The sequence below is a fragment of the Arthrobacter sp. A5 genome (genome assembly GCF_051131705.1).
In the GTDB taxonomy this organism is placed as follows: Bacteria; Actinomycetota; Actinomycetes; order Actinomycetales; family Micrococcaceae; genus Arthrobacter_M.
In genome coordinates, this window is the sequence record NZ_CP180316.1 from 3,285,217 (window position 1) to 3,304,097 (window position 18,881).

Genomic DNA, 18,881 nt, shown 5'->3' on the forward strand with positions numbered 1-18,881 from the left:
GTGGATGTGTCGATGGTCGGGTCCATGATGTGGTTAGAGTGGAAATGTGAATGTGGAGGTAAGGCCTGTGACTGAGGATCCACTGTCCGCCGACAGCAGCTGCGCCGGCAGGACGCCAGCTTTAGGGCGCGAACCCGTGGAGCTGGAGCCCGCCCTGCCCCAGCAGCGGGTGATAGCGGCAACGGCGGGCGAGACGAGCGCCGAAAATCCCTGGCCGCTGCATCTGCTCTCCGAAAAGCTCAAAGCGCATATCGAGCGGGCACCGTCCGCCTGGGTCGAGGGGCAGATCATTGAACTCAACCGCCGGGCCAGCGTCAGTTACGTGACGCTGCGGGACCTCGACGCGGAAGTCTCGTTCAGCGTCACGGTTTGGGGCTCCGTCATCGCCGCCATGGAACGCCCGTTGGAGCGGGGCGCTCGGGTGGTCGCCCAGCTGAGGCCGCATTTCTGGGTCAAAACGGGTCGGCTGTCCATGCAGAGCAGTGATATTCGTCCGGTCGGCTTGGGTGATTTACTGGCGAGGATCGAGCAGCTCCGTCAGGCCTTGGCGTCCGAGGGTCTCTTTGCAGCCGAACGGAAGAAGAAGCTGCCACTGCTGCCGCACTGCATCGGTCTGATCACCGGCCGGAATTCGGACGCCATGAAGGATGTCCTGCGCAATACTTCACTTCGCTGGCCGGCCGTCCAGTTCGAAGTCCGCGAGGTGGCGGTGCAGGGAGTCAACGCCGTCACCCAGGTCAGCGCCGCGCTGGCCGAGCTCGACGCCAATCCGGCCGTTGACATCATCGTGATTGCCCGGGGCGGCGGCTCGCTGGAGGATCTGCTGCCGTTCAGTCATGAAAGCCTGATCCGCGCCGTGGCGGCCGCCCGCACTCCCGTGGTCAGCGCCATCGGCCATGAGGCGGACCGCCCCCTGCTGGACGACATCGCGGACCTTCGGGCATCCACCCCCACCGATGCCGCCAAGAGAATAGTCCCGGACGTTGCCGAGGAGCGCACCCGCGTCCAGCAGGCCCGCGAACGGCTTAATCGAAGAGTCCGTTCGTTGATCGAACGCGAATCGGAGCGCCTGCACCAGCTCCGCACCCGGCCGGTCCTGGCCAACCCTGCTGGTATGGTCATCGTCCGCGCGGAGGACATCAGCCGGCTCCAGTTGCGGTCCCGTGCTGCCATGAACACTGCGCTGGCGCGGCATATGGACAGCATCCTGCATCTTCGGGCCCAGGTCCGGGCACTCTCGCCGCAGAAGACCCTGGACCGCGGCTACGCCGTCGTACAACTGACGGACGGTTCGGTGGTTCGCGCGCCTGAGCAGGTCAGCCCAGGTGCCGCACTACGGATTCGCGTCGCCGCCGGTGAATTCGCCGCCGCCGCGGAACCGGGCTGATGCGGGCTGATCCCGCTCAGCAGACCTCCCCCACCCGCCGGCCGTATACGGCCATCACCGATGAACGGATCATCATGACTACCGATATCACCAATGGATCATCCCCAGAGCCGAATTCCGAGGTGGCCGCATTGAGCTATGAACAGGCACGCGAGCAGCTCGTCAGCGTCGTCAGCCAGCTCGAAGCCGGCGGTGCCAGCCTGGAAGAATCCTTGGCCCTGTGGGAACGCGGTGAGGCGCTGGCTAAGCGGTGCGAGGAATGGCTTGAGGGCGCTAAAGCCCGGCTCGCCCGCGACGCCGCGGGGTCACTGGGCCGCGCCGACCCCAGCATGGCAGACGCCGGCATTCGGAGTGCGCACGGCGACGACGGCAGGTAACGACCGGCGTCGTCGGCACCACCAGCATCCTGGGCACTTTTCGTCGTGTTCGATGTCCGGCACTGCGTCAACCGACCGCGCTCTCGTCGTTGGCCTGCCCCCGGCTTTGAACGCCGTCGACTCCCGTTCAGGACGCAAATACTTTGCGGCGGTCCCCGGCTGGGGACGCCGTCGCCCTTCGTTTAGGACGCGGCGACTTTGCGGCGCTCCTCGGCCAAATCAAAATCGCCAGTCGGCCAGGTCAGTTCCATGCCCTCCAGCTCGGCCAGGAGGATTTCCTGCACGGCAAGCCTGGCGTACCACTTCTTCCCGGCCGGCACCACGTACCAGGACACGGCCGCGCTGGTCCGCTTGATAACCTCTTGATAGGCCTCCATGTACTGCGGCCAGAATGCCCGCTCGGTGAGGTCATCCACCCGGTACTTCCAGTACTTGGTGGGATCCTGCAGACGCGCCGCGAGCCGCTCCTTCTGCGTGTCCGGGCTGATGTTGAGCATGATTTTGATGATCCGCGTTCCGTCAGCCGTCAGCTTGGCCTCAAAATCGTTGATGGCACCGTAGCGTCGGTCGAGCTCGTCCGGAGTGGCCCATTTATGCACCCGGTGGATCAGCACGTCCTCATAGTGCGAACGGTCGAAGACGCCGAGCATCCCTGCGGCAGGTACTTCCTTCTCGATCCGCCAGAGGAAGTCGTGGCGCTTCTCCGCGGGCGTCGGAGCCTTGAATGCCTTAAGCCGCACGCCCTGGGGATCGACGGAGCCCACCACATGGGAAACAATCCCGCCTTTGCCCGCGGTGTCCATCGCCTGCAGCACCAGCAGCACGGATTTCGCGCCGCCGTACTGGCCCTGCGCAAAGAGCTGCTCCTGCAGCACCGTCAGTTTCCGCGCCCGCGCCGCCAGTATCAGCTGGCCGTCCTTCTTGTTCCCGGTGAATCCGGGTGACGCGTCCGTGGGAGCCTCTGCCAGCTTGAAGCCGGGCCCGGTCTTGAGCAGTTTGGCTGGTTTTTTGTTGAATCCCACTTTGCTTACGACATGTTTCGTGGCCATGGTGCACTTTCCCTTCGGTGCGCAGCTGCCGATTTCCAGGCCTGCGCCGGATCAGATCGTTCCACCGTACCCGGGAGGGGGCTAGGGCCGGTAGTGGCTGAGGAATTCGCCGATGCGGCCCACGGCCTCTTCAAGGTCTTTGACGTTCGGCAGAGTGACCAGCCGGAAGTGATCCGGGCGGATCCAATTGAAGGCGGTGCCATGGGAGATGAGGATCTTTTGTTCGGTCAGCAGGTCCAGGGCAAATTTCTCGTCGTCCTTAATCGGATAAACCTCGGGATCCAGCCTCGGGAACAGGTACAGCGCCCCCTGCGCCTGCTGCACGCTGACCCCCGGGATCGCGTTGAGCATCCGGTACGCAACATCGCGCTGCTCCTTGAGGCGACCGCCCGGCAGGATCAGATCGGTGATGCTTTGGTGCCCGCCCAACGCGGTCTGGATGGCGTGCTGACCAGGGACGTTGGCGCACATGCGCATATTCGCCAGCAAATTGATCCCCTCCAAATAATCCGCGGCTTCGACCTTGGGACCGGAGATCGCGAGCCAGCCGGATCGGTAGCCGCAGATGCGATAGGCCTTGGAGAGCCCGCTGAAGGTCATGCACAGCACATCGTCACCGGTAATCGACGCTGTGTTGATGTGAGTGGCCTCGTCATAGAGGATTTTCTCGTAGATCTCATCCGAGAAAATCACCAGCCCGTGTTTACGGGCCAGCTCCACCATGGATGTCAGGACGTACCGGGGATAGACCGACCCGGTGGGGTTGTTCGGGTTGATGATGACGATGCCCTTGGTCCGGGGCGTAATTTTGGCCTCCAGATCCGCCAGATCCGGCCACCATTCGTTTTCTTCGGTGCATAGATAATGCACCGGCCGGCCGCCAGCCAGGCTCACCGACGCAGTCCACAGCGGATAATCCGGCGTCGGCACCAGCACTTCATCACCGTTGTTGAGCAGCGCCATCAGGGAAAGCGTGATCAGTTCGCTGACCCCGTTGCCGAGGTAGACGTCGTCGACATGAATGTTGCTGATACCACGGGTCTGGTAATACTGCACGACGGCGGTGCGGGCCGAGAAGATGCCGCGCGAGTCGCTGTAACCCTGAGCATGGGGCAGATGGCGGATGATGTCCACCAGAATGGCGTCCGGCGCTTCAAACCCGAACGGCGCGGGGTTCCCAATATTGAGCTTGAGGATGCGCTGTCCCTCCGCCTCCATTTTCTGGGCGTGTTCGAGCACCGGTCCTCGGATGTCGTAGAGAACATTGTGGAGTTTGGTGGACTGCCTGAATTCTGCCATTCACCCAATATGGCACAGGAGCCCTGGTCGCGGGCCGCATTTCAGGCCGCGACGCACGGTCCAATACCGGGAAATTGGCCCCTCCCACGCAGTGTGGCGTCTACGGCAGCGGGATTACCGTTCGCGTTGAATTCCCGCTCCGCGCCGGATTTCCTCCGTCATCACTGCAGGAATCTCTGATGGAAAACGCCAGCACCCGCCCCGGAACAGGCTCCGGAGCGGGCGCAGGAATGACCTCTAAGGCGGGAGATGCTACTTCGTGATGCCCTTGTCCTTGAGCCATTTAGCCGCCGCATCTTTGGGGTCCATCTTCTGGTCGCCGCTGACCTGGCGGTTCAGGTCGATCAGATCATTGGTGGTCAATAGACCCGAAACCTTGTTCAGCGCCGTCTTGGCCGTGTCGCTGACCTTGTCCGTTTTAATCAGTGGCAGAACCTGCTGGGCGGCCCAGTTCGATTTGGGGTCCTCGAGCACCACCAGGTCCTGGTCCACGATGTCCGGGGTGGTGGTGAAGATGTCCGCGACCTGCACGTCATCACTGGTCAGCGCCTTCACGGTCACCGGTCCGCTGGGCAGCGGATCGAATTTCGCCGGAACGCAGTTGTATTTGGTTTTCAGGCCGGCCAGACCGTTGGCCCGTTCGGCAAATTCCGGCGGCGCCCCCACGGTGAGCTTGTCGCAGACCTTCGCCATGTCCTCAATCGTCTTGAGGTTGTACTTCTGCGCCGTCACCTTGGTGACCACCATGGCGTCCTTGTCCTCGGCCTTGGACGCCTCCAGCACGCTCAGGCCGCTGTCCAGCTTGGCCTGCAGCGCCTTCACAATGGCGTCCGGATCCGTCGCGGTGCTGGTCGGATCCACCTTGGTCAGCAGATTGCCGCTGTAATCGGGGATGATGTCGATCGAGCCGTCTTTGATGGCCGGAAAATAGATCTCGCGGGAACCAATGTTGAGTTTGGTGGTCGCCGTGACTCCCGCCGCGGTCAGCGCCCCGGCGTAAATCTCCGCGATCGTCGCGTTCTCCGGAAAGTCTGCGCTGCCGACAATGACGGCGCCGCCCGCGTCGGCCGAACCGGTCGCGGTGGCGTTTCCGAGCGGGCTTCCGCCACCGCCGCCGCAGGCGCTCAGGGTCAAGGCCACCGATATTCCGGCGGCTAGGCCAAAGACAGCACGGCGTGCAATCATACGGCGCTGAATATGCGTCATGAATTTCCTCCTTGTACGCCGGCTGTGATGATTTCACGGCCAGTCAATGAATCGCTCGTCCGCTGCGGGACGGCCTTCAAACCAGGTGATACGGCCAGCCGCTGCACACCCGCGAGCACGGTGTCCAGACAGATCGCCAGTACCGCAATGACCACGGCCCCGCCCAGCACGCGACCGTAGTCGCTCACGGAGAGCCCGTCGATCAGGAAACGCCCCAGACCCCCCAGATTGATGTAGGCGACCACCGCGACGGTCGCCACCACCTGCAGAACACCGGCCCGGAATCCCCCGAGTATCACCGGGAGCCCGTTGGGCACTTCCACCCGGAACAGGATCTGCACCTCGGTCATTCCCATGCTCCGGGCGGCATCCACAGTGTCCGTGCTCACGGCGGAGATCCCCGCATACGTGCCGGCCAGGATCGGCGGCACGGCCAACAGGACCAGCGCCCAGATCGGCGGCATCAGCCCCAGCCCGGCCAGCAACACGAACAGCGTCAGCACACCCAGCGTCGGCAGGGCGCGCAGCACTCCCGCAAGGGCAATAACGACGACGCGTCCCCGGCCCGTGTGCCCGACATACAGTCCGATGGGCGCAGCTATTGCGACGGCGATGGCGAGCGTCAGACAGGTATAACCCAAGTGCCCCACCGTGCGCAGTGGGATGCCGTCCTGCCCCTGCCAATGCGCCGGATTCATCAGCCACTCATAGCCCTGGACCAATGGATTGTCCGAGGAATAGGTCTCCAGCACGGTCCCGATGCTCATAAGGCTACCGCCTTGGCGCGCGGGCCGTTGGCGCGCGGGCCGTTGGCGCGCGGGCCGGCGGTCCGCAGCCACGGAGTGAGCAGCCGCTGCAGCAGCACCAGAACCGCGTCCATCAGCAACGCCAGCAGCAGCGTCCCGATGATCCCAATGACAATTTCCGTCACGAAGTCACGCTTCAGCCCGTCGGTGAACAGCGAGCCCAGGCTCCCGATGCCGAGCAGGGCGCCCACGCTGACCAGCGAGATGTTACTGACGGAAATCACCCGCAGGCCGGCAAAAAGCACCGGCACGGACAGCGGCAGGTCCACGGACAAAAACCGCATCAGCGGTTTGTAGCCCATCGCCACGGCGGCCTGCCGGATGGTCTCATCGACCGAATTCAGCGCATCCAGCGTCGAGCGCAGCAACAGCGCCACCGCGTAAATCACCAGCGCCACGATGACGTTGGCCATGTCCAAGATCCGGGTTCCCAGAATGACCGGCAGGATCACAAACAGCGCCAGCGAGGGAATCGTGTACAGGACCGACCCGGCGAAGAGCAGGAAACCCCTCAGCGTCTTGTTCATCCGCGCCAGTTGGGCCAGCGGAATGGCAATCAGCACGCTGATCAGCAGCGGAATCACCGATTGGTACAGGTGCAGTCCGGCCAGCGAGAGCACATGGCCGAAGTTTGCGACCAGCCAGGCCATCAGGCACCGCCCTCGCGGGCACTGCGCGCAGCTTCGATGGCCGCCAGCACCTCCGGCGCCTTGACCACCCCGGTGACCACGCCGCCGTCGTTCACTGCCACACCGAGCCCGGCCGGCGAGGACAGCACGGCGTCCAAGGCACGGCGCAGCGTCTCCCCCTCGTGGAACAGCGAACCGCCGGGCACCAAATCGGGGCCTGCCACCGGGGAGAGCCAGCCCAGCGGCCGGTCGGCGTCATCAACGGCGAGCGTCCACGACGCTGCCGTGAACCCGGCCACCAGCTGCGCCGGCCCGACGGTGGGGACGGGATGGATCTGCACGGAATCCGCGCCGGAAAAAGCCAGGTGCCGGAAGCCGCGGTCGCGGCCGACGAAGTTGGCGACAAAATCATCCACCGGCGCCCGCAGAATTTCCTCTGCAGCGGCGTACTGGGCCAGCCTTCCCCCGGTGGCGAAGACGGCGACCTTGTCCCCCAGCACCGTGGCCTCGTCAATGTCATGCGTGACAAAAACAATCGTTTTGGCCAGGTCGCGCTGCAGCCGCAGCAGCTCCTGCTGCAGTTCGGCGCGGACTACCGGATCGACGGCGCTGAACGGCTCGTCCATCAGGAGCACAGGCGGGTCCGCAGCCAGCGCCCGAGCCACGCCGACGCGCTGTTGCTGGCCGCCGGAGAGCTGGCTGGGGTAGCGTCTGCCCATGCCGGCGGAGAGCCCGACGACGTCGAGCAGCTCCTCGGCCCGGCGCCGAGCCTGCGCGCGCGGCACCCGGTTCAGCCGCAGCACGGTGGCCACATTGTCCGTCACGGTGCGGTGCGGGAGCAGACCCGCAGACTGCATGACGTAGCCCATAGACCGGCGGAGGGCGGCCGCGGGCACCGCAGATACGTCCTTGCCGTCCACGGTGATGGTCCCGCTGGTCGGTTCAACCATCCGGTTGATCATCCGCAGCGAGGTTGTTTTGCCGCAGCCGGACGGCCCCACGAACACCGTGATGGCGCCCTTGTCGATTGCCATGGTCAGGTTTTCGACCGCGGGCTGGTTATCCAGATAGCGTTTGGTGATCCGGGAGAACTCGATCATCGGCTGCACCCCGGATCCGTTGACTGCGGGAATGCTGCCGGGCCGCGCCGCGGATTCGGGCACAGATGTCCGGGCGTCTGGTACTGCCATCGTGGTTTCCTCACTGTTGGCGGCCATCGCGATCAAGATCAATACCCGTGCCAGATGATCATAAGCAGGGTGATTTCCGCTGTAAAGCCTACCGGCATGCTTTCCGGACAAAAACGCAGCCGGTCTTACAGAACCAGCCTAGTATGCGCGGGCCGCCAGCGGACAGCACTTCGGGGCCGTCCGCCGGAGCGCCGCTAGCTGGCGGGCCGGGCCGGCCGCGCCGCAGGCAGCCGGATCAGCTTCTTGTTAGCGAATTCGTTCATCCCGAATTTGGCGAGCTCACGGCCGACACCCGAGCGCTTGACGCCGCCAAAGGGCAGGTCCGCCTGGGTACCGGTCACCGAGTTGATCCAGACCATGCCGGTGTCCAGCCGTGACGCCACCTCTTTGGCCTTATCTGCGCTGGCGCTGAAGACCGAGCCTCCCAGCCCGAACGGAGAGGCGTTGGCCAGGTCCACCGCCTCGTCCGCGTTGGCGACCTTGTAGATCACCGCTGCCGGGCCGAACAGCTCCTCGGAGTAGGCGCGCATGTCCGGCGTGACCCCGGTCAGGACGGTCGGGGTGAAGTAGGAGCCGGGGCCGTCCACCTTGCCACCGCCGGTGTGCACCGTGGCGCCCTTGGCAACGGCGTCGTCGATCTGTTCACCCAGGCCATCGGCGGCGCTCTGCGAGGACAGCGGACCCATCCGGGTCGCCGGATCAGACGGATCGCCGGGCTGCAGGGCTGCCGCCCGGGCGGTGAACTTTTCCACGAATTCCTGGTAGTAATCCTCCTGGACGATAAAGCGTTTGGAGGCAGTGCAGGCCTGGCCGGCGTTCCCCATCCGCCCGGCGACAGCCGCCTTGACGGTGCTGTCCATGTCATCACTGTCCAGCACGATGAACGGGTCGGATCCGCCCAGCTCCAGCACATAGCGTTTCAGGTTCCGCCCGGCAATCTCTCCCACGGCCGATCCGGCCCGCTCGCTGCCGGTCAGGGACACGCCCTGAATCCGCGGATCAGCGATCATGTCCGCAATCTGTTCCTTGCTGGCAAAGATGTTGATGTACGCATCCTCCGGCAGCCCGGCATCCTTGAAGATCTGCTCGATGGCCAGCGCCGACTGAGGGCAGTTTTCAGCGTGCTTCAACAGGACCGTGTTCCCCAACATCAGGTTCGGGGCCGCAAACCGCGCCACCTGATAGTACGGGTAGTTCCATGGCATGATGCCGACCAGGGAACCGATGGGTTCGGTCCGGATCACCGCTTCGCCGCCGCCGACCGCGTCAAGTTCTTCATCCTCCATGAACCGCGGGCCCTGGGTGGCGTAATAGCTGTAGATGCTCGCGACCAGTTCCACCTCGCCTTGGGCCTCGCGGACCGGTTTGCCCATCTCCAAAGTGATGATTGCGGCCAGCTCTTCCTTACGCTCGCTGTACAGCGCCGCGACTTTCGTCAAGATGCGGCTGCGCTCGGTGACCTCTGTAGCGCGCCAGGAGGCAAAGGCCGCATGCGAGCGCTGCAGCGTACTCTCGATGTCCGCATCCGTCGCGGAGTGGAATTCCTGCACGGTTTTACCGGTGGCCGGGTTGACACTTTTGTATGAACTCATAGACCTACCGTAACCACACGGCGACCCGGAGGGAAAGGTCAGGGCAGATCGTGCACGTACTGTTCCGCCCGGGCCGAGGTCCGGGCGGTCACGCAATTCCAGTTCGGTCCCAAGGTGCTCCAGCTCAAGCACCGTGATGCGGTTGGAACCGCCACGCAGCAGCGGTGCCGGTAGGTACAACGTGACTTGCGGCCCCACTTCCCAATACCGGCCCAACAGGAAACCATTCACCGGAGACAAAACCCCTACAGGATCATGGGAGCGCCAGATATGTGTCGGCGGGGCGTCCATGTCCACGTCCGCGAATGCGAAGCAACCCCGGCAACCCCGGCGACCCCGGCAACCACGGCCGCCTTGATGCCGTCGTCTGCTGTGGAAACCCTCCAACACGCCGGTATACAAGCCGTCGATCAAGAAGTATGCGCGGTCGTGCGGCCGGCTGATCCTGAGGGCGGATCCAGCCTTCGGAGGCACCGCGACGGCGCTGTAGAGCACCACGCCGGGGTCCAAACCAAGCTGCTCGAAAGACAGCGGGGCGACGCGGGGCACCGGGGAACCGGAGCGCGCAGACCGGCAGCCTGGAACTCGGTGCGGGATGGAATTTCTCGGTCAGGCGGCGCGGCCATCCTTTCGGCCGCGGGAGACGGCGGAGAATACCGTGCCGCCGAGTCAGTTCAACCAGTGCCCCGGCGGCGCGCCTAGACTGGCGGCATGAGCAATCTGGAGGCCCATCCGCAGGAAACGGTGTGCCCACCGTCTGATGATGAGGGCCCGTCCGTGCGGCTGTTGCCCGCGCGCGAGGTGCCGCTGGGCGGGATCCGCGCCATGACCGTTTCCCGCACGCTGCCGCAACGCGGATTGCCGACGATCGGGGCCTGGTGTTTCCTGGACAGTTATGGTCCCGGATCGGATGCCATGACGGTCCTGCCGCATCCGCACATCGGGCTGCAGACCGTCAGTTGGCTCCTGACCGGCACCATCAGGCACCGCGACAGCCTCGGCTCGGATGTCCTGGTCCGCCCGGGCGAGCTGAACCTCATGACAGCCGGTGCCGGCGTCGCGCATTCCGAGTTTTCGGTGCGGCCGCCGAAGGAGGACGACGACGGGACCCTCCGTGGCCTGCAGCTGTGGGTTGCGCTGCCGGATCGGGTGCGTCAGCAGGGACCCCGGTTCGAGCAACACTCCGAGCTCCCGGTTCTGCACGGCCGCAACTACGCCGCTACCGTGATCATCGGCAGCCTCGGCGGAGCCGTCTCCCCTGCGCTGGTCCATACGCCCCTGCTGGCCGCGGACGTGTCCGTTGGCGCTGCCGGAGAGGTGTCGATGCCGCTGGATCCGGGTTTCGAGCACGCTGTGCTGGCGTTGGACGGAGCCCTGAAGATCGACGGCGTACCAGTATCACCGGGACCGCTGGCGCATCTGGGCACAGGTCGGAGCGGGTTGGACGCTGCCGCTGCCGAGGGTGCCAGGTTCCTCCTGATCGGCGGCGAGCCGTTCGAAGAAGAACTGCTGATGTGGTGGAACTTCGTCGGCAGGAACCACGACGAAATCGTCCGCGCCCGGCAGGATTGGGAGGACCGCAGCGGCCGGTTCCCCGAGGTCCGCGGGCACGGTCCCGACGCGAAAGCCGAGGCCGGGCGGATTCCGGCCCCGCCGATGCCCGCAGTCCGGCTTTCACCACGGCGGCGGTGCGGTTCTTAGTCGGTAGGGTGCTTCGGCCGGATGCCGTGGAGATGGACCGCTGCCGTGGAGATGGACCGCTGCCGTGGAAATTCCCGCGGCACCGGTCCATTTCCGCAGCAGATGGGCGGCCGGGTCCCGGGCGGCAGGACCACGGGCAGACGGGATTCACGGCGGGCGGGCGTCCGCTGCGCCGGGACAGCCACGGCCCGGCGCTAAACCCCGGAGGTCAGCCTCAGGACGCCGAAAATGGGATCCTGCGCGAGCACCCGCACATCGATCAGACCAAAAGTGGCCAGATGGGCCTTGAATGCGTCCTGCAGCGGTGGCTGGTTCATGCCCAGCCCGCTGCCCAGCACAATCGGCCCGGAAATATTCAACTGTTCGGCGCATTGGGCGGCGAGCGCAGCGAGGTCCCCACCACCCTGATGGATCATCGCCAGGCTCTCCGGGTGCCCTGCTGCGGCGGCGTCAAAGACCAGCGGCGACATCGCCGCCCAGTAGCGCCGGCCTGTAGCGCCGTGGAAATGTGCAATCAGCTCGCCCGGAGCCTGCAGCCCGCATTCCGCCAGCAGGGCACGAGTCAGGACGTCCGGCGCCATCCCCAGGTTCATCCTGTGCAGACTATGCCGTACGGCCTCGCGCCCGAACCAGTACCCACTGCCCTCGTCACCGAGCAGGTAGCCCCAGCCCCCGGCCCGGGCTTGCGCGCCGGCGGCGTTGGTCCCCCAGGCGGCCGAACCGGTGCCAGCAATGACCGCCACGCCGGTATCGGCACCACCGGCGGCGAGGAGCAGACGGGTGTCATGGACCACGGTCACCTTGGCGCCGGTTACATGCGGGGCAATCAGCGCGGCCAGCGCCGCGGCGTCGTCGTCGGTGTCAACGCCGCCGGAGCCCGCGAAAACCTGTGAAACGTCGGCTCCGCCGACCTTGGCGAATATCGCTCCGAGGTTCGCCGCCGCTTCCTCACGGCTGACGTTCTGCACGTTGGCGCTGCCCGCCTCGGCGTCGACCTCGATCACGCCATCGCGCCATCGGATGCCCCTGGTTTTGGACCCGCCGATATCCAGCCCGATGATGCTGACGGTACGGGAGGCGGTTCCGGTCTCATCGATGGTCACCTCCATAGACTAGCCATGGGCACCCGGAAAGCCGGTATCCAGACCCGCGCTGCCGGCAAAAAGCACGGCGCAGCAGGGGCCTGCCGTCGGCCAGTGCCAGCTCGCGGAAACGCCTGACCGGATCCGGTTCCCGGGCCCGGATCCGCCAGGCCAGACCAATCTCCCGCTGGGCCACGGGCGCCTCGATCACCAACTCCTTCCAGCCCAGCGGACTGGTCACCGGGGTGAGGTGATCGACTCCGGAGGGGGCCAGCACACTGACCCCCAGCCCGGCGGAAACCAGCCCGCGCAGGGTGTGCGAATCCTGCCCCTCGAAAGTGATACGGGGCTTAAACCCCGCTTCCCGGCACAGGCCGTCGAAGATCGACCGGAGTCCGAACCCCTCACCGAGCACGACAAATCCCTCGGTCCGGGCATCCTCCAACCGGACGCTGCGGTGTGCCGCGAGCCGATGATTCTGCGGTACCACGAGCCGCAAAGGTTCGGCATACAACAGTTCCGCACCCAGCGTCCCGGTGACCTCCGGCACTGGGGCCACGATGGCCAGGTCCACCCGGCCCTCGGTCAGGGCTGCCAGGCATTCGGCGCGCGGGCCCTACAGGAGCGCAAAGGTCACGGCCGGGTGCTGCAAACTGAATGCCCTGATCAGCAGCGGAAGGGTTGCCTCCCCGAAGGTGTGTTGAAATGCTACGGCAACCCGGCCGCGTGCCTGCTTCGACTGCGTCCGCACCTCATAGAGCCCGGCCTGCACCTCGGCGAGGGCGGCCTGGAGCCGGGGGATGAGCAACTGCGCTGCCGGGGTCAACCGGATGCCGCGTCCGTTCCGCACGGTGAGTTCGGTGCCGACGACGGCGGCGGCCCGGGCGAGCGCGCGGCTCACCGTGGGCTGTGGAAAGTTCAGCAGTTCCGCGGTCTCGGTGATCCTGCCGGTTCTCCCCAACGTCACCAGGATCGGGATCACCGGCAGCAGCCGCAGCAGATCCCGGTAGTCCGTCTCGTTCATTAGAATTCCCCCATGCGGTCCGACCCGTCCCGGTCGACGAATGCCGTTCGCCCAGTGCCGTCGTGACCAGTGCTGTCCCGACCAGTGCCTGACCAGTGCCGTACTGACAGAGTGCAGCTCCACGTCATATGATCGGCTGCTATCAATTATCGCTAAACATGCATTAGACGCATCCAATCCTGTTTTCTACGCTGGAAGGGTGAACTCGTCCCCGCAGGAAACCCCGCCCCTTGAACAGCCATGGCTGGGCCACAACAAGGGAAGCCGCGGTTACCGCCGGGTTCTATTGGCCCTGTTATGCGCTGGAATCGCCACCTTTGCCCAGTTGTATTCGGTTCAAGGGCTGCTGCCCTTGCTGGCGCGGGACCTGCAGATCACCGCCGCACAGGCGGGCCTGACCATCTCGGTGGCCACCATCGGGTTGGCAGTGACGGTCATTCCGTGGTCCTTTGCGGCGGACAGGTTCGGCCGGATCGCAGTGATGGGGACCGCCATCATCGCGGCCACTATTCTGGGGCTGCTGGCGCCGCTGTCCCCGAACTTTCCGGTCCTTCTGACGGCTCGAACGCTGGAGGGAATGGCGCTGGGCGGAATCCCGGCCTTGGCCATCGCCTACCTGAATGAGGAGATCAACAAGGTGCACGCAGCGATGGCCGCCGGAGCCTACGTCGCCGGTACCACCGTTGGCGGTCTGCTCGGCCGGCTGCTGGCCGGCCCGATCGCAGAACTGGCCGGCTGGCGGGTCGGGATCCTTGCCGTTTCGGTTGTTTCAGCGGCGGCCGCCGCTGGGTTTCTGCTGCTGGCTCCGGAACCGCGCGGCTTTACTCCGGCGCCGCGGAACAGCTTCGGCCAGGCGCTGTCCCGGCTGCTCCCGGCGCTGCGCCACCGGCGGCTGCTGGCCCTCTACGCCCAGGCGTTCCTGCTGATGGGCTCGTTCGTGAGCGTGTACAACTACATGGGCTTCCGACTGGAGGCGCCACCATACCTGCTGCCGATGGCCGCCGTCGCCCTGATTTTCCTGGCCTACCTGGCCGGCACGGTGTCTTCGCGCTGGGCGGCGTCGCTGTCCCTGCGCGCCGGGCGGCGGAACATCCTGCTCGGCAGCATCGCCGTGATGACCGCCGGCCTCGGGGTGACACTCCTCGCCGGTCTGCCGCTGATTCTGTTCGGGCTGGTGCTTTTTACGGCCGGGTTCTTCGGTGCCCACAGCATCGCCTCGGGCTGGACCGGAAGCGTCTTCCCCGCCGGCCGGGCGCAGGCCGCGTCACTGTACAACCTCAGCTACTACGCCGGATCCAGCGTGGTCGGATGGGCTTCCGGTTTCGTTTTTCAGTCCGCCGGCTGGACCGCGCTGGTGGTGGCACTGGCGGTCCTGGCGGTGCTCGCCGCGTCCACCGCGCTGTTGCTTTTGCCCGCCGGAGGCACCGAGGCACGCCGCCCACGGAAAATGACCGCGATCGGATAACCTCTTGGACAGGCTCCTGCACGGCCGGCAACTGCGTAGAATTCAACCTAAAGACCAAGCCGCGGGCCTACATTCCGCCGGGCGGCAGGTCCGAAAAGAACCAGGAGCCCGGCATGGCCTCGGCCGCGAAGAACGCCCGACGTGACCCGTCCGCCGCCGGGCCGACCCCGGAACCCTTGGACGCCGTCGACCGTCAGATCATCGACGCACTGGTGGCGGACGCACGGATCACCAACCGGGATCTGGCCGACGCCGTCGGCATTGCGCCATCCACCGCACTGATGCGCACCCGCGCCCTCCTCGACAGGGGCGCCATCGAGGGCTTCCACGCGCAGCTGAACCTGAACGCCGTCGGCCGGTCGGTGCAGGCGCTGATCGCCGTCCGGCTGCGCGCGCACGACAGGGACCAGATCGACAGGTTTACCGGAACGGTGCCGCTGCTTCCCGAGGTGCTGTCCACCTTCCACGTTTCCGGATCCGTGGATTACCTGCTGCACATTGCCGTGCCCAATACGGATGTGCTCCGCGACTGGGTGCTGGACAACCTCACGACGGATCCGGTGGTCGGGCAGACCGAAACCACCCTCGTGTTCAGCCACCTTCCGGGCAACACCGGCCCCCTGCCCGCTTAATGTTCGCCGGATCCTCGGGCCCAACGGGCACCCGCAGCATCGCAGTACCGCGAGCCGTCACCGGCTCACAGTCAAGCCGTCACCGGCTCCCGACAGGTCTATGCGGCCACGTCAGATTCGTTGGCGAGACCATCGCCGGCCGGCTGCAATTGACTCTTTTGCAACTCGGCACGGTCGCGTTCACGGCCTCTGGCTGCGCCCATCATGAAAATAATGATGACGAAGATGGCGGCCAGCCAGACCGCGACGATGATTGCAACGAACAACCACAACGGCACTAAAATTCTCCTCGCGGGACATCGAACATCAACCCAACGTAGCCAAGCTTACCGGGCCGGGGCGCGGACAGTTCACAGCGTTTGTCGTCAGTGGAAAAGGACAATGCCGGAAAGGACAATGTCAACACCTACCTCTTCGACGGCGCCATCGTCCCGGGCCCGGAGGGAATCATCACGCCTCAGCGGTCGCCTTTCCCCTGCTTGCTGAGCCCCCTCCCCTTCAGATGATGGTGGGCACGCGGCGGCTGGCTGGCGCGGCGCCAGGCGACGACGGCGAGAACGGCACAGGCTGCGGCGACGACTGCGGCGAATCCCGCCACCACGGTCGGCAGCCCCCACACGCCGGCCGCCGCACCCATCCCGATCACCGGCAGGGCGCTGCCCAGATAGGTGATGACATAGACCGCGCTGATGATCTGCGCATGCCGGGCCGGTTCCACTGCGCGGGCCACGTCGTTGAAGACCATGTGAAAGGCGATGCCCTGCCCCGCTCCGGCCGTGACGCTGGCCAGGACCAACAGCCAGGCTGACGGTGCCGCGCCGGCCACCGCGATCAGCAGCACGGACAGCCCCAGCACGGCCAGCCCGGCCGGGACCAGGAAACGGCCCCGAACGCTCAGCAGCTGGCTGAGGGCGGACGAGCCCAGGGTCAGCGCGGCGACCACGCCGATCAGCGGCCGCGATTGGGTGTGCAGGGCGACGGCAAAATAGCCGGGGGCAAGCGAGAGGCAGAAACCGAAGACGGCGAAACTGAGAAAGCCGACGCCGGCGGCCAGCCAGAAGGTGCCGCGGGCCGCGCGCGAAACAGTGGGCCGGCGGGGCCTGAGCGCGGCCAGTGCGGCGCCGTTGGCCGCCGGCCTGATCGCAGGTCGGGCGTCGAGCAGATACAGCGGCACCAACAGCAGCAGCAGCACCACGGCGTGGATCACGAACGGGGTCCGGGTAGGGTCCGGCAACCGGGACAGCAGGCCGCCGATCACTGGGCCGGCGGCGACACCCCCGAAGGATGCCAGCAAAGTGAACCGGGAAGCCCACTCCGGACGGTCGGGCAGCAGATCCCGCAGGGCAGCGGCGCTGGCACCGGTGGCGAGCGCAACGGCGACTCCCTGCAGAGCGCGACCCGCAGCGAGCGTCGGCAGGTTCTCCGCCGCGCCGAAGACCAGCCCGCCGGCCAGGCCGATCAGCACGGCCAGTACGAGCGCGGCGCGGCGGCCTATATGGTCCGACCAGTGCCCGAACAGGATCAGCCCCGCCACGAGTGCGAGGACGTAGCTGGAGAAGGCGGCGGTGATGTCCAAGGGGCTCAAGCCCAGCCGGGCGGCCAGCAGCGGGTAGAGCGGGGTGGCCAGGTTCGCGCCGATCAGCAGGGTGAAAATGACGACGCCGGCCAATACCAGGCGCGCCGATACGGAAGCGTTCCAGCCCCGGGGACCGGCGTCGACGGGACGCATCCGTAATTCATTCAGGACGGTCATGCGGCTCATTTCCTCAGGGGCTCAGGTACTGCCGGAGGGTGACCGGAACTGTACTATTTCCTCTATAGACTGAAGCAACACGAGTCAGTTGAACTCGCACGGCGCCTATATTTGATGGTTTTGATCAACATCGTCCGTTACCACCGAACCGGAGTGCTCCCGATGAGCAAACTCGATGCCCTGGACCTGAAGCTGCTGCTCGAACTGGTGCGGGATCCGCGCGCCCAGATCGGTGAGCTGGGCGAGACACTGGGCGTGGCACGCAACACGGTGCAGACCCGGCTCCGACGCCTGCTGCGCTCCGGAACGCTGCGCGACGGCGGGCGTGAGGTGGACCTGGCAGCGATCGATTACGACGTCGTCGCCTTCGTCACGATTGAGGTGACACACCGCGAACTCGACGGCGTCATCGCGGCCCTGCGCAAACAGCCGCAGGTGTTGGAGGTCTATGAAATTTCCGGCCGCGGCGATGTCTGGTGCAGGCTGGCCGCCACCGACGTCCACCATCTGCAGAACGCCCTGCGGGCGCTGCTGCGCATCCGTGGGGTCATCCGCACCGAAACGTCGCTGGCCCTGCACGAGCACATCCCCTACCGTGTCCAACCACTGCTGGGCGGCATGGCCGCAGAACAGTGATGGCCGTGGTTAAAAGGACGTTTCCGCCCCGGACGCGGATAATGAACCCGTGACCATCATCGACAACGCCGTTTACGTCAACGGCGTGCGCACCGCGGATCCCCTCAGTCTCGAGCAGACCTACGCGACGCTCGCCGAACGCGGCGGGATGGTGTGGATCGGGATGTTCCGCCCCACCGCGACCGAGATGGATTCCGTCGCTGGCCAATTCGGGCTGCATGAGCTGGCGGTGGAAGACGCCATCAAGGCGCACCAGCGGCCCAAGATGGAACGCTATGATGACATCCTTTTCACCGTCCTGAGGCCCGCGCACTACATCGATGCCGATGAGGTGGTGGAATTCGGTGAGCTGCACATCTTCACCGGCACGAACTTCGTGATCGCGATCCGGCATGCCGAGACCCCGGGGCTGGCCCGCGTGCGACACAGGCTGGAAGGCAATCCCGAGCTATTGGCGCTGGGGCCAGAGGCCGTCCTGTACGCCATCCTGGACCAGGTGGTGGATGACTATGCGCCGGTGATTGCCGGGCTGGAAAATGATATCGATGAGATCGAGGACCAGCTCTTTGCCGGCGATCCCACCGTTTCGCGCCGCATCTACCAGCTTTCCCGCGAGGTGATCCAGTTTCAGCGCGCCATTCACCCGCTGACGGATATGCTCACAGCGCTGGAACTCGGTTTTGAAAAACACGGCGTACACCGTGAGCTCGAGCGCTCCCTGCGCGATGTCCAGGACCACGTCCAGAACGTCACGGCCCGCGCGGATTCCTTCCGTCAGCTGCTGCAGAATGCGCTGACGGTGGACGGCACACTGACCACCAACCGGCAGAACGAGGCCAGCGCGGCGCAGAATGAGGAGCTCAAAAAGATCTCCTCCTGGGCTGCAATCTTCTTTGCCCCGTCCTTCGTCGCCTCGGTGTACGGGATGAACTTCCACATCATGCCCGAGCTGTCCTGGACGTTCGGCTACCCCTTTGCGATCGGGCTGATGCTGGCCCTCTGTGCCCTGATGTACACGGTGTTCAAACGGAAGAAGTGGCTCTAGACGGAAGC

Annotated in this window: 18 protein-coding genes and 2 pseudogenes; 7 read left to right on the forward strand and 13 right to left on the reverse strand. The window is 65.5% G+C overall.

Annotated features, from left to right (window positions below; all coding sequences use genetic code 11):
• Positions 1 to 142: 142 nt before the first annotated feature.
• Positions 143 to 1,387 carry an exodeoxyribonuclease VII large subunit gene (gene xseA, locus ACLLJI_RS15435; protein ID WP_434621578.1) on the forward strand — a complete coding sequence of 415 codons (1,245 nt, stop codon included), beginning with the start codon at positions 143 to 145 and terminating at the stop codon, positions 1,385 to 1,387.
• Positions 1,388 to 1,461: 74 nt separating this feature from the next.
• Complete coding sequence (locus ACLLJI_RS15440; protein ID WP_434621581.1) at positions 1,462 to 1,764, forward strand: exodeoxyribonuclease VII small subunit; 303 nt, start codon at positions 1,462 to 1,464, stop codon at positions 1,762 to 1,764.
• Positions 1,765 to 1,946: 182 nt separating this feature from the next.
• Here the strand turns inward: ACLLJI_RS15440 and ACLLJI_RS15445 are convergent, their stop codons facing one another.
• The 8 genes and pseudogenes from ACLLJI_RS15445 to ACLLJI_RS15480 form a co-directional block, all read right to left on the reverse strand.
• Complete coding sequence (locus ACLLJI_RS15445; RefSeq protein WP_434613989.1) at positions 1,947 to 2,813, reverse strand: PPK2 family polyphosphate kinase; 867 nt, start codon at positions 2,811 to 2,813, stop codon at positions 1,947 to 1,949.
• Between the two features lie 81 nt (positions 2,814 to 2,894).
• Positions 2,895 to 4,112 (reverse strand): pyridoxal phosphate-dependent aminotransferase, encoded by a 1,218-nt coding sequence (locus tag ACLLJI_RS15450; RefSeq protein WP_434613992.1) that lies wholly within the window; start codon positions 4,110 to 4,112, stop codon positions 2,895 to 2,897.
• A gap of 252 nt (positions 4,113 to 4,364) precedes the next feature.
• Complete coding sequence (locus ACLLJI_RS15455) at positions 4,365 to 5,318, reverse strand: ABC transporter substrate-binding protein (RefSeq protein ID WP_283559881.1); 954 nt, start codon at positions 5,316 to 5,318, stop codon at positions 4,365 to 4,367.
• On the reverse strand, positions 5,315 to 6,085 hold the full coding sequence (locus tag ACLLJI_RS15460; protein ID WP_434613996.1) for an ABC transporter permease: 771 nt from the start codon (positions 6,083 to 6,085) through the stop codon (positions 5,315 to 5,317). Before ACLLJI_RS15460 ends, ACLLJI_RS15455 begins: the two co-directional genes overlap by 4 nt.
• Positions 6,082 to 6,774, reverse strand: a complete 693-nt coding sequence (locus ACLLJI_RS15465; protein ID WP_434613999.1) for an ABC transporter permease — start codon at positions 6,772 to 6,774, stop codon at positions 6,082 to 6,084. The genes ACLLJI_RS15460 and ACLLJI_RS15465 overlap by 4 nt, the downstream gene beginning before the upstream one ends.
• Positions 6,774 to 7,853 (reverse strand): ABC transporter ATP-binding protein, encoded by a 1,080-nt coding sequence (locus tag ACLLJI_RS15470; protein WP_434621584.1) that lies wholly within the window; start codon positions 7,851 to 7,853, stop codon positions 6,774 to 6,776. Before ACLLJI_RS15470 ends, ACLLJI_RS15465 begins: the two co-directional genes overlap by 1 nt.
• A gap of 284 nt (positions 7,854 to 8,137) precedes the next feature.
• A complete protein-coding gene (locus ACLLJI_RS15475) occupies positions 8,138 to 9,535 on the reverse strand; it encodes an NAD-dependent succinate-semialdehyde dehydrogenase (protein ID WP_434621587.1) in 1,398 nt (465 codons plus the stop codon).
• 153 nt (positions 9,536 to 9,688) lie between these two features.
• Positions 9,689 to 9,826, reverse strand: a pseudogene (locus ACLLJI_RS15480) (hypothetical protein); the annotation flags it as partial.
• Positions 9,827 to 10,246: 420 nt separating this feature from the next.
• Between ACLLJI_RS15480 and ACLLJI_RS15485 the strand changes: the two are divergent.
• Positions 10,247 to 11,236 (forward strand): pirin family protein, encoded by a 990-nt coding sequence (locus ACLLJI_RS15485; RefSeq protein WP_434614002.1) that lies wholly within the window; start codon positions 10,247 to 10,249, stop codon positions 11,234 to 11,236.
• Positions 11,237 to 11,430: 194 nt separating this feature from the next.
• Here ACLLJI_RS15485 and ACLLJI_RS15490 read toward each other — a convergent pair whose 3' ends face one another.
• The 3 genes and pseudogenes from ACLLJI_RS15490 to ACLLJI_RS15500 all read right to left on the reverse strand — a co-directional run bounded on the left by ACLLJI_RS15490 (position 11,431) and on the right by ACLLJI_RS15500 (position 13,342).
• Complete coding sequence (locus tag ACLLJI_RS15490) at positions 11,431 to 12,339, reverse strand: N-acetylglucosamine kinase (protein ID WP_434614005.1); 909 nt, start codon at positions 12,337 to 12,339, stop codon at positions 11,431 to 11,433.
• Positions 12,326 to 12,919, reverse strand: a pseudogene (locus ACLLJI_RS15495) (LysR substrate-binding domain-containing protein); the annotation flags it as partial. The gene ACLLJI_RS15490 and the pseudogene ACLLJI_RS15495, both read right to left, overlap by 14 nt.
• Positions 12,920 to 12,934: 15 nt before the next feature.
• Positions 12,935 to 13,342 carry a LysR family transcriptional regulator gene (locus tag ACLLJI_RS15500; RefSeq protein ID WP_434614008.1) on the reverse strand — a complete coding sequence of 136 codons (408 nt, stop codon included), beginning with the start codon at positions 13,340 to 13,342 and terminating at the stop codon, positions 12,935 to 12,937.
• A 199-nt stretch (positions 13,343 to 13,541) separates the two neighbouring features.
• On the opposite strand from ACLLJI_RS15500, the gene ACLLJI_RS15505 reads away from it, so the two are divergent.
• Both ACLLJI_RS15505 and ACLLJI_RS15510 read left to right on the forward strand, forming a co-directional pair.
• Positions 13,542 to 14,807, forward strand: coding sequence for an MFS transporter (locus ACLLJI_RS15505; RefSeq protein ID WP_434614011.1), 1,266 nt, complete (start codon positions 13,542 to 13,544; stop codon positions 14,805 to 14,807).
• 113 nt (positions 14,808 to 14,920) lie between these two features.
• Entirely contained in the window at positions 14,921 to 15,439 is a 519-nt protein-coding gene (locus ACLLJI_RS15510; protein ID WP_434614014.1) for an Lrp/AsnC family transcriptional regulator, read from the forward strand.
• Between the two features lie 98 nt (positions 15,440 to 15,537).
• On the opposite strand, the gene ACLLJI_RS15515 is transcribed toward ACLLJI_RS15510, so the two are convergent.
• Positions 15,538 to 15,717, reverse strand: a complete 180-nt coding sequence (locus tag ACLLJI_RS15515) for a hypothetical protein (protein WP_434614017.1) — start codon at positions 15,715 to 15,717, stop codon at positions 15,538 to 15,540.
• A 179-nt stretch (positions 15,718 to 15,896) separates the two neighbouring features.
• On the reverse strand, positions 15,897 to 17,192 hold the full coding sequence (locus ACLLJI_RS15520) for an MFS transporter (RefSeq protein ID WP_434614020.1): 1,296 nt from the start codon (positions 17,190 to 17,192) through the stop codon (positions 15,897 to 15,899).
• A gap of 162 nt (positions 17,193 to 17,354) precedes the next feature.
• Between ACLLJI_RS15520 and ACLLJI_RS15525 the strand changes: the two genes are divergently transcribed.
• On the forward strand, positions 17,355 to 17,828 hold the full coding sequence (locus ACLLJI_RS15525) for an Lrp/AsnC family transcriptional regulator (RefSeq protein ID WP_283559871.1): 474 nt from the start codon (positions 17,355 to 17,357) through the stop codon (positions 17,826 to 17,828).
• 49 nt (positions 17,829 to 17,877) lie between these two features.
• Positions 17,878 to 18,873: a magnesium/cobalt transporter CorA gene (corA, locus tag ACLLJI_RS15530; RefSeq protein ID WP_434614023.1), complete on the forward strand. Its 996-nt coding sequence runs from the start codon at positions 17,878 to 17,880 to the stop codon at positions 18,871 to 18,873.
• The last annotated feature ends 8 nt before the right edge of the window (positions 18,874 to 18,881 follow it).

Coding starts and splice junctions, on each gene's coding strand:
- ACLLJI_RS15455 (WP_283559881.1), bottom strand. CDS start 5,318: ATGACGCATATTCAGCGCCGTATGATTGCACGCCGTGCTGTCTTTGGC.
- ACLLJI_RS15500 (WP_434614008.1), bottom strand. CDS start 13,342: ATGAACGAGACGGACTACCGGGATCTGCTGCGGCTGCTGCCGGTGATC.
- ACLLJI_RS15510 (WP_434614014.1), top strand. CDS start 14,921: ATGGCCTCGGCCGCGAAGAACGCCCGACGTGACCCGTCCGCCGCCGGG.
- ACLLJI_RS15475 (WP_434621587.1), bottom strand. CDS start 9,535: ATGAGTTCATACAAAAGTGTCAACCCGGCCACCGGTAAAACCGTGCAG.
- ACLLJI_RS15440 (WP_434621581.1), top strand. CDS start 1,462: ATGACTACCGATATCACCAATGGATCATCCCCAGAGCCGAATTCCGAG.
- ACLLJI_RS15445 (WP_434613989.1), bottom strand. CDS start 2,813: ATGGCCACGAAACATGTCGTAAGCAAAGTGGGATTCAACAAAAAACCA.
- ACLLJI_RS15450 (WP_434613992.1), bottom strand. CDS start 4,112: ATGGCAGAATTCAGGCAGTCCACCAAACTCCACAATGTTCTCTACGAC.
- ACLLJI_RS15470 (WP_434621584.1), bottom strand. CDS start 7,853: ATGATCGAGTTCTCCCGGATCACCAAACGCTATCTGGATAACCAGCCC.
- ACLLJI_RS15465 (WP_434613999.1), bottom strand. CDS start 6,774: ATGGCCTGGCTGGTCGCAAACTTCGGCCATGTGCTCTCGCTGGCCGGA.
- ACLLJI_RS15485 (WP_434614002.1), top strand. CDS start 10,247: ATGAGCAATCTGGAGGCCCATCCGCAGGAAACGGTGTGCCCACCGTCT.
- ACLLJI_RS15460 (WP_434613996.1), bottom strand. CDS start 6,085: ATGAGCATCGGGACCGTGCTGGAGACCTATTCCTCGGACAATCCATTG.
- ACLLJI_RS15525 (WP_283559871.1), top strand. CDS start 17,355: ATGAGCAAACTCGATGCCCTGGACCTGAAGCTGCTGCTCGAACTGGTG.
- ACLLJI_RS15520 (WP_434614020.1), bottom strand. CDS start 17,192: ATGACCGTCCTGAATGAATTACGGATGCGTCCCGTCGACGCCGGTCCC.